Below are 9,449 nucleotides of genomic sequence, written 5' to 3' on the forward strand. Positions count from 1 at the left end.
GGCGCCACGTGCGCCGGGACTAGAATGGTCTGGTGAACATTCTGGACTTCCGCGGTGAGACCCTGAGCAGACGATTCCTCCGGCAGCGCCTGCCGCGGGCGGCAGCCACGCACGCCGACGTCGAACGCCGGGTCTCCGACCTCCTCGGCGAGGTGGCCCGCGGAGGATCGACGACGGTGAAGGACCTCACGGAGCGCTTCGACGGGGTCCGTCCCGACGCTCTGCGCGTGCCCGTCGCCGAACTCGCCCGGGCCGCCGCCGAGCTCGATCCGCAGGTGCGGGCCGCGCTCGTCGAGACGATCGCCCGCACCCGGAAGGTCGCCGAGGATCAGCGACCCGCCGACGTCGTCACCGAACTCGCCCCCGGCGCCGTCGTGACGACCCGGAGCCTGCCGATCGAGCGCGTCGGGCTCTATGTGCCCGGCGGACTCGCCGTCTACCCGTCGACGGTGATCATGAACGTCGTGCCCGCGCAGGTCGCGGGCGCCCAGTCGCTGGCGATCGCCAGCCCGCCGCAGGAGTCGGGGCTGCCCCATCCGGTCGTCCTCGCCACCGCGCACATCCTCGGCGTCGACGAGGTGTGGGCGATGGGCGGCGCCCAGGCGATCGGAGCGCTGGCGTACGGCTTCGACGACGCCGAGGTGTGTGAGCCGGTCGACCTCATCACGGGACCCGGCAACGCCTATGTCGCCGCCGCGAAGTCGCTTGTGCGCTCGCACGTCGGCATCGACGCGGTCGCCGGACCCACGGAGATCATCATCCTCGCCGATGCCACGGCGAACCCGGCGTTCGTCGCCGCCGACCTCATCAGCCAGGCCGAACACGACGAACTCGCCGCCTCGGTGCTCGTCACGGACTCGCCCGAGCTGCTCGAGGCCGTGGCCGCCGAGCTCGACCGCCAGGTTCCCGAGACCGCGCACGTCGAGCGCATCCGCACCGCGCTGGCCGGAGAGCAGTCGGCCCTCGTCCTCGTCGACGACCTCGATGCCGCCGTCACCGTGGTCAACGCCTATGCCGGTGAGCACGTCGAGATCCACACCGCCGACGATGCCGCGGTGGCCGAGCGCATCGTCAACGGGGGAGCCGTCTTCGTCGGACCCTATGCGCCCGTCGCCCTCGGCGACTATGCGGCCGGCTCGAACCACGTGCTGCCGACGATGGGCACCGCCGCCCACGGATCGGGACTCGGCGTGCACTCGTTCCTCAAGGTCAGCCAGGTCATCGACTACGGTCGGCCCGCTCTCGGCGACGTCGCCGAGCACATCGTCGCGCTCGCGACGGTCGAACAGCTTCCCGCCCACGGACGTGCCGTGAGCATCCGCTTCGAGGAGTGACATGCGCTGCCCATTCTGCCGTGAGTCCGATTCACGGGTCGTCGATTCGAGAACGAGTGAGGACGGGGCGGCGATCCGCCGCCGCCGGCAGTGCCGCCACTGCGGGCGCCGCTTCACGACCATGGAGGCGACGAGCCTCTCCGTCATCAAGCGCTCGGGGGTGACCGAGGAGTTCTCCCGCCAGAAGATCATGTCCGGAGTCCGCAAGGCCTGCCAGGGCCGGCCCGTCGGCGACGACGATCTCGCGAAGCTCGCGCAGAAGGTCGAAGAGGACATCCGGTCGAAGGGCATCGCCGAGATCGACGCCGACGAGGTGGGCCTGTCGATCCTCGAGCCGCTGCGCGAACTCGATCAGGTCGCCTACCTGCGCTTCGCGAGCGTCTACCAGGGCTTCGATTCGCTCGAGGACTTCGAGGCCGCGATCGACTCGCTGCGCGCCGATGCCGCGCTGCGCTCCGGGGACTCCCGCGAGGCGACGCCGGAGGACTTCGAGGCCTGAGGCCGGTGGGCGAGCAGTCCTCGTCATGGAGTCAGCCGAGGTTGCGGAAATCTTCTCGCGAAAACTTGCCCGAAAGTCGTCGATCACGGCAATAGTTGTGTACCATTATGAGTGCGCGCTTCGGTGCGCGGCCGCTTGCGGTTCGGAGGGGAAGCCGAACCGTCAAGCGGCCTTCGACGTTCCCCGGGAAAGTCGCTGACAACCCGCGTCCACATCACCCTGCGCCTGCGCTGTCGCTCAACAGGTGGCGTGAAATCCACCAGTTCGCCGACTCGACCGTCGCTCGTTCTGCAGTCGGCGTGAATATGTCGTCTTCGACGACCGCATATTCACGCCGACTGGTGAACGAGCCTCAGCCGATGCCGAGGTCCGAGAGCTCCGTCGGAGCCGAGGCGAGGACGCCGAGGCGGTCCGTCGTGCGGGTGAGCGCGACGTAGAGCGCGCCGACCCCGTCGTCCCCGCCGACCGGGGCGATGAGCCCGGGTTCGACGATGAGGACGGAGTCGAACTCGAGTCCCTTCGCCTGCTGCGGGGTGATGACGGCGATCTGATGGTCGAGACCGAGCACCGAGCGCCCGATGTCGAAGCCCGTGAGCGCCTCGGCGACGGAATCGATGAGCTCCTCCGGGGCGATGACGGCGATCTTGCCGCCGGAGACCGCGTCGACCTCAGCCGCCGCTGCGGCCGGCAGCGCGGCGATGACCGCCGGGGAATCGGCGAAGACCTCGAGCGTCGGCGGGGGGCCGCCCTGCCGCACCGACTCGACGAGCTCGAGCTGCGGGAAATGCCGGTGGAGATAGCGGTTCGCGAGGTCCATGACGGCCTGCGGCGTGCGGTAGGAGACCGTGAGCACCTCGAGGGAGAACCGGTCGCCGACGAACTCCGAGAGGATCGACTCCCAGGTCCGGGCGCTGTCGCCGTGCGAGGACTGCGCGAGGTCGCCGACGAGCGTCGCCGACTTCGAGGGCACCCGCCGGAAGAGCACCCGCCACTGCATGGGGGAGAGCTCCTGCGCCTCGTCGACGACGAGGTGGCCGTACGTCCATTCGCGGTCCTCGATCGCCCGCTCGGCCAGCGTCGTCGCCGGACCCGCCTCCTCCCACCGGGCAGCGAGCGTCTCGGCGCTGACGATCGCCGAGGTCTCGGTCATGTCGACGACCGCCTCGGCGTACTCCCTGGCCGATTCGTCACGGGCGGCGGTCTGCTGCGGGGTCGAGCCGAGCAGTTCGGCGAGTTCGTCGAGCAGCGGCGCATCCTCGATCGTCAGCGGTGCGTTCGCGGGACGGAGGAGCAGCTCCTGCTCGGCGGCAGAGAGCACCCGGTCGGCCGCGGCGCGGAGCTTGTGCGGCTTCGACAGGAGGGCGCGCAGCGCATCGCCGGGGCTGATGGGGAACCATGCGAGGTTGAGGGCGCGCCGGACGTCGACGCTCGAGCGCAGCTCGTCGAGGAGTTCGGGCAGACGCTCACCGGCGCCGTCGAGGCCCATCTGCCCGGCGAGATCCTCGGCGAGCGTCTTGAGCAGCCCGGCAACGAATCCGGTGCGCGCGGCATTGTGGGCGTCTCCGCTGCGCCGTGCGCGATCCCTGGCCGAGCGCACGTCCTTGCGACGCAGAAGCACCGTGTGGGCGCCGACGCGCAGACGTTCGTCCTCCTCAGGCACGCGCTCGTAGTTCGCGATGTGGTTGGCGAGCACGCTCGCCATGACCGACCGGCCCTTGATCTCGGCGACCCGCGGATCATCGGAGATGTCCGTGTCGAGGCCCGGGTAGAGCTGGCCGGGGGTGAGCAGGAGGGCACCGGTCTCGCCGAGGCTGGGCAGGACCTTCTCGATGTACTTGAGGAACACGGGGGAGGGGCCGACGAGGAGGACGCCGGATTTCGCGATCCGCTCCCGATGCCGGTAGAGCAGGTAGGCGGCGCGGTGGAGGGCGACCGCGGTCTTGCCGGTGCCCGGTCCGCCCTGGACGACGAGGACGCCCTGCAGCGGCTGCCGGATGATCGCATCCTGTTCGGCCTGGATCGTGGCGACGATGTCGCCCATCCGGCCGGTCCGGTGGCTCGTCAGTGCCGCGATGAGCGCCCCCTCGCCCTGCAGGGCCGAGCGCTGGGTGTCATCGAGGGCATCGATGTCGAGCACATCGTCCTCGACATCGGTGACCTTCCGGTTCTTCGTCACGAGGTGGCGCCGGCGGACGACGCCCTCGGGGTTCGCCGCAGTCGACTGGTAGAAGGGCTCCGAGGCGGGGGCGCGCCAGTCGATGAGGATCTGCTTGCGGTCGGCATCGGTGAGCCCGATGCGGCCGATGTAGCTCGGTTCGACGTCGTCCTTGAAGTCGAGTCGCCCGAAGCACAGCCCCTCCTCGGCGCTGTTGAGGCGGATGAGCTGATCCTCGTAGAGGGTCGCGAAGGCGTCGCGTTCGCTGCGGTGCTGATGGTTGCCGCCGACCTCGGAGATCCGGACGGTTCCCAGCCGGGCACTGGTCTCGTCCCGCAGTTCGTCGAGTCGGGCATAGAGTTCGTCGAGCTTGGCCTGTTCGACGGCGATTTCTGAAGTCTCGGTCATCTCACCTTCTTGGGTCGGCAATCAATTATGCCGAACTTTCCCGGACGGGAGTAGTCGGGCCCGTCACACGGGCGGTGCCGAACGGAGCGTGCGCACGCGTCACCAGCCGACACGCCACGGGCGGGGCGCACCGAGGTGTCCGACTCTCCGGGGGATCGGCCTCCCGGGTCGTCGGTGCGACGAATCCGTCGGTCCGGCAAGTCGTCGGTCAGGCAGGTCGTCGGTCCGTCGGGGTGCGGTCAGCGGCCGAGCCGGGCCGCGAGCGTCTCCCCGGTCAGCCACGCGGCCATCGTCGGGGCCGTGCGCAGCACCCGATCGAGGGCGGCGTCGGGCAGCGGCTGCGCCGCGGCGGCGACGACGACGTTGCCGCGCCGACGGCCCTTGAGGACACCGGGCTCCGAGGCGGCGGCGAGGTGCGGGAACGCCGAGGCGGCGGCGTCGAGCTCGTCGCGCAGCACCCGGTGGTCGCCGGCATCGGGGACGTTGGCGAGGAAGAGCCCGCCGGGTTTGAGCACGCGGGCGCTCTCGGCAAAGAACTTCGGGGTCTGGAGCGCGGTGGGCACGGAGTCGTGGGAGAAGGCGTCCCGGACGATGACGTCGGCGGTGTCGTCGCGGAAGCCGGCGATCTCCTCGGCGCCGTCCCCGGCACGCAGCGCCAGGGCAGGCGAACGGGGGAGGTCGAACCACGTGCGCACGCAGTCGATGAGAACCGGGTCGATGTCGATGGCCGTCTGCCGCGATCCGGGCCGGCGGGCGTCGAGCGCCCGCGCCAGCGCACAGCCGGCGGCGCCGATGTGGATGGCGCGCACGGTGCCGGACGGCAGGGTCGCCTCGATGATCCGCGCCATCCAGTCGAGGTATTCGAAGTCGAGGCGGGCGGGGTCGCTCAGGGTGATCGACGACGAGGGCACGTCGTTGACGTGGAGCACATAGCTGTCGGGCTCCCCGGCGACCTTCTCCAGCCGGGCGGTGCCCGTCGAGATCTCGACGACTTGCGCGCTGGGTGCTGTGAATATCCGTCTCTTCGCCACCACCTACTTGTATGTCAGTTCTCATCTCAGGGCAATTCGTGCGCGGGTGCGTGGGGAGAGCGGACGTGACTTGCGCGCCCTCGTCCTGTGGACGGAATCGCCGCGTCCACAGGGGCTGCGCGGGGTCTGGCGCCTGCGCACCCAGGTGGAGTCGACTGGCGGCATGGACACGCCAGCGAAGACCGCAGAGGACATCATCGGAATCGTTCCCCACACCCTGGGCTACACGCCCGCGCACAGTCTCGTCGCGATCCTCGTCGTCACCGACGGGAGCGGGGCGCAGTCGTGCGCGACGACCCTGCGCGTCGACTTCGACCTCGAGCGGGCGGCGGCGACAGCGGCGGAGGGAGGTCAGTGGCTGTGTGAGCTCGTGTGTCGCGCCTGCCGGCCCTCGGGGGTGTTCCTCGTCCTCTACGACGACGAGTACGCGCCCGACGAGGAGTACGTCTTCGTCGGCCCCGACGACCTCGTCACCCGCGGCGATGCCGAGTACTCGGAGATGCGCCGCAGCCTCATCCGGGCCGCCACCGACGAGATGGCTCGCGCCCTCGGCAGCGTCGGTATCGACACCCTGAGCGCATGGTGGGTCTCCGACGGTCGCTTCGGCCGCATCGATGACCGCGACGATCCCGGCACCGATCTCGCCGCAGCGCAGTCCTCGGCGTGCGCCACGGAGCTCGTCTCGACGGGGTCGGCGCCCGCGGAGGGTCCGAGCGACCTCATCGTCCTGCCGGCCGGTGCGGAGGAGAGAGCGGCGTTCTTCACGGAAGAGCATGACGAACCGACGACGATGACTCAGGCCTTCGACATCCTCGGCGAGGTCTACCCCGGTCTCCTCGCCCAGCGCGGACGCACCGAGGCCTTCGACCGCGAGGAGCTCAGCGCGCTGATGACCCCGCGGGTGGTCCGTGCCCTCGACCGGATCCTTGCCGAGAAGTGGTCCCGAGACGCCCTCGAGATGATCCTCGGCTTCGACCATCCCGACTTCCTGCCGCGCCGGGTGTGCCGGGCCCAACCCGGCGAGCTCGTGCAGTGGGCGCGCCGGGCGGGGAAGTCGCGGGCAGCGGCCGACCAGATGATCGGACTCTCCGACCGCGCGCCCACGCCCTACGATGTGCTGCTCGCGATCGCCTTCCTCGAAAGCTACGTGCCGTGGAGCAGCCCGCGCACCCTGTCGACGGCGTACGCGGTCATCGCCTGGTTCGAATGGTCGCTGGGCGGTTCGACGATGGCCGAGCAGTACGGACTCGCCGCGCTCGCCGTCGATGAGGGCAACTCACTCGCCGAACTCCTCATCTCCGCCGTCGGCCACGGCTACCTGCCGCGGTGGCTGATGACGCGGGCGCCGTTCTGAGCCGACCGGCAGCGTTCACGGCACCGAGGCGGGTGGGCGGGGGAATCTCTGCGACGGTGCCGGTGTTGAGCGAGTCCGGACAGGGCGTTTCGGTGCGTGGACGCGGCTTCCCGCCGATTCGCCAAGCGGGGAATAACGTGCCAGACTTGTGCGTTGACCCTGTCATTGCATATTGGGAGAGCTGTGCGCTCGCCCTTGGGCACACGACCCTTGCGCCCCCTTGACAAGGGTCTTAGTAATGTCCTGGTGCAACTGGGAAGTATCAGCGCTCGCGAAAGGTGAACACGTGCCGACAGTCGACAGGAAAACAGTGACTGAGGAGTCGGAGGCCACTTCGTCGGGTGGATCGACGACCACAGCGGCGAAGGGAAAGAAGACGACGAAGACGTCGTCGACCTCGCGTGCCAAGACGACTGCGGCGAAGAAGACGACTGCCGCGAAGACCGCGACCGCGAAGACGACGGCCAAGAAGACCACGGCGGCGAAGAGCAAGCCGGCTGAGCCCGCGGAGAGCCAGGAGACCACGGAGCAGAAGGCTCCCGCGAAGAAGACGGCGGCGAAGAAGACCACCGCAGCCGCGAAGACCACCACGGCCGCGAAGAAGACCGCCGCGAAGAAGACGACGAAGAAGACCGCCGAAGCCGACGACGCGCCGGTGAGCACGAAGAAGAAGTCCGACTCCGACGTCGAGTCGACCGAGGACGTCGAACCGACCGCGGACGCGCTCGCCACCGAGCTCAGCCCCTCCGAGGCGACCGAGACGAAGAACTCCGAGGAGAAGGAGAAGAACGCCGCGGTCACCGAGGCCGGCGGCTTCATCGTCTCCGACGCCGACGAGGACGACGCTCCCGCCCAGCAGGTCGTCTCCGCCGGTGCCACCGCCGACCCGGTCAAGGACTACCTCAAGCAGATCGGCAAGGTCGCGCTCCTCAACGCCGCCGAGGAGGTCGACCTCGCCAAGCGCATCGAAGCCGGCATGTACGCCGAGCACCTCCTCGACGAGGGTGAGGTGACCGACCCGCGCCTGACGATGGACTACAAGTGGATCATCCACGACGGACGGATCGCGAAGAACCACCTCCTCGAGGCGAACCTCCGCCTCGTCGTCTCGCTCGCCAAGCGCTACACGGGCCGCGGCATGCTCTTCCTCGATCTCATCCAGGAGGGCAACCTCGGCCTCATCCGCGCCGTCGAGAAGTTCGACTACACAAAGGGCTTCAAGTTCTCGACCTACGCGACGTGGTGGATCCGTCAGGCCATCACCCGCGCGATGGCCGACCAGGCGCGCACGATCCGCATCCCCGTCCACATGGTCGAGGTCATCAACAAGCTCGCTCGCGTCCAGCGCCAGATGCTCCAGGACCTCGGCCGGGAGCCGAGCCCCGAAGAGCTCGCGAAGGAACTCGACATGACGCCCGAACGCGTCGTCGAGGTGCAGAAGTACGGCCGTGAGCCGATCTCCCTGCACACCCCGCTCGGCGAGGACGGCGACTCCGAGTTCGGCGACCTCATCGAGGACTCCGAAGCGGTCGTGCCCTCGGACTCGGTGAGCTTCACCCTGCTCCAGGAGCAGCTGCACTCGGTGCTCGACACCCTGTCCGAGCGCGAAGCCGGGGTCGTCTCGATGCGCTTCGGGCTCAATGACGGACAGCCGAAGACCCTCGACGAGATCGGCAAGGTCTACGGCGTCACCCGGGAGCGGATCCGCCAGATCGAGTCGAAGACGATGGCGAAGCTGCGCCACCCGTCGCGCTCGCAGGTGCTGCGCGACTACCTCGACTGACACGGCTGACCGACGACGCCGGGCCCATGGTCATCCGACCGCGGACCCGGCGTCGCTGTCGTCTGCACCGCGATCTGCGTGGGCGGGGTCAGCCCAGCCAGTCGGCGACTCCGCGGGCGATCGCCTCGGCGTACTCCTTCCGGCCGTCCGCGGATTCCATCGCCTTCGCCTCCTCGGGATTGCGCATCTCCCCGCATTCGACGATGACGGCCGGCACCGAGGAGTTGTTGAGTCCCGCAAGATCCGGACGCGGACTGATCGCGTCCTTCCCGTACGCCGGGTTCGGCGTGAACGGCCCGGCCAGCGCCGCGCTGATCGCCTCGGCGAGCGCCGTCGACGCGGTCTCGAGCTCCGGTGTCGTCCCGGGGTCGGCGACGATGACGTGGAAGCCCTTCGCCGCCGTCGACTCGCTGCCGTTGGCGTGGATGCTCACCAGCGCATCGGCGTCGGCGGCGAACGTGCCGCGCTCATCGACGCACGGCCCGACTCCGTCGTTGTCCTCCCGACTGAGGACCACCTCGGCGCCGGCGGCCTCGAGATCTGCGGCGAGCAGCCCGCTGACCTCCCACGCGAACTCCGCTTCGGAGTAGTCGGAGTCGGTCGCGGTGCCCGTCGTGTTGCACGCCTTCTCCCCGCCTCGGCCATCGGGGACAGGGCTCGCGATCGCTGCGGGATCCTTCGCGTTGCCGCCGTTGTGACCGGGGTCGATGGCGATCGTCGTTCCCGTGAGATCCTCGTCGACGACCCGCGCCGAGGCGGTCGGTGCGCTTCCGGACGACCCCGACGGCAGCGGCTCGGCGGCGACCGTCGTCGACCGCTGGCCGGGCGCGGGGGCGGGGGCGGCGCAGGCGCCGAGCAGCACGGCGCCGAGCAGGGCGGCTGCGC

At 69.6% G+C, this 9,449-nt stretch carries 7 protein-coding genes; 4 read left to right on the top strand and 3 right to left on the bottom strand.

The window, feature by feature from the left end; all coding sequences use genetic code 11:
- Window positions 1-29 precede the first annotated feature (29 nt).
- Both hisD and nrdR read left to right on the top strand, forming a co-directional pair.
- Window positions 30-1,334 carry a histidinol dehydrogenase gene (hisD, locus tag FFS20_RS13610; RefSeq protein ID WP_137826379.1) on the top strand — a complete coding sequence of 435 codons (1,305 nt, stop codon included), beginning with the start codon at window positions 30-32 and terminating at the stop codon, window positions 1,332-1,334.
- Window position 1,335: 1 nt separating this feature from the next.
- Window positions 1,336-1,833: a transcriptional regulator NrdR gene (nrdR, locus tag FFS20_RS13615; RefSeq protein ID WP_137826380.1), complete on the top strand. Its 498-nt coding sequence runs from the start codon at window positions 1,336-1,338 to the stop codon at window positions 1,831-1,833.
- 352 nt (window positions 1,834-2,185) lie between these two features.
- On the opposite strand, the gene FFS20_RS13620 is transcribed toward nrdR, so the two are convergent.
- Both FFS20_RS13620 and FFS20_RS13625 read right to left on the bottom strand, forming a co-directional pair.
- On the bottom strand, window positions 2,186-4,396 hold the full coding sequence (locus tag FFS20_RS13620) for a UvrD-helicase domain-containing protein (RefSeq protein WP_137826381.1): 2,211 nt from the start codon (window positions 4,394-4,396) through the stop codon (window positions 2,186-2,188).
- Between the two features lie 239 nt (window positions 4,397-4,635).
- The gene (locus tag FFS20_RS13625; protein ID WP_137826382.1) at window positions 4,636-5,427 is read right to left on the bottom strand and encodes a fused MFS/spermidine synthase; all 792 of its coding nucleotides are present in this window, start codon (window positions 5,425-5,427) and stop codon (window positions 4,636-4,638) included.
- A 163-nt stretch (window positions 5,428-5,590) separates the two neighbouring features.
- Between FFS20_RS13625 and FFS20_RS13630 the strand changes: the two genes are divergently transcribed.
- Both FFS20_RS13630 and FFS20_RS13635 read left to right on the top strand, forming a co-directional pair.
- Window positions 5,591-6,781: a DUF4192 family protein gene (locus tag FFS20_RS13630; protein ID WP_137826383.1), complete on the top strand. Its 1,191-nt coding sequence runs from the start codon at window positions 5,591-5,593 to the stop codon at window positions 6,779-6,781.
- Between the two features lie 310 nt (window positions 6,782-7,091).
- Complete coding sequence (locus FFS20_RS13635; RefSeq protein ID WP_249356853.1) at window positions 7,092-8,564, top strand: RNA polymerase sigma factor; 1,473 nt, start codon at window positions 7,092-7,094, stop codon at window positions 8,562-8,564.
- A gap of 88 nt (window positions 8,565-8,652) precedes the next feature.
- On the opposite strand, the gene FFS20_RS13640 is transcribed toward FFS20_RS13635, so the two are convergent.
- Window positions 8,653-9,449: N-acetylmuramoyl-L-alanine amidase (locus tag FFS20_RS13640; protein WP_212743342.1), on the bottom strand; the 797-nt coding region annotated here is incomplete at its 5' end.

Source organism: Brevibacterium sp. 2SA, assembly GCF_005502845.1.
In the GTDB taxonomy this organism is placed as follows: Bacteria; Actinomycetota; Actinomycetes; order Actinomycetales; family Brevibacteriaceae; genus Brevibacterium.

What these genes read in the sequence shown, in the direction of transcription:
- FFS20_RS13630 (WP_137826383.1), top strand. Translation starts at nt 5,591, where the DNA reads ATGGACACGCCAGCGAAGACCGCAGAGGACATCATCGGAATCGTTCCC.
- FFS20_RS13620 (WP_137826381.1), bottom strand. Translation starts at nt 4,396, where the DNA reads ATGACCGAGACTTCAGAAATCGCCGTCGAACAGGCCAAGCTCGACGAA.
- nrdR (WP_137826380.1), top strand. Translation starts at nt 1,336, where the DNA reads ATGCGCTGCCCATTCTGCCGTGAGTCCGATTCACGGGTCGTCGATTCG.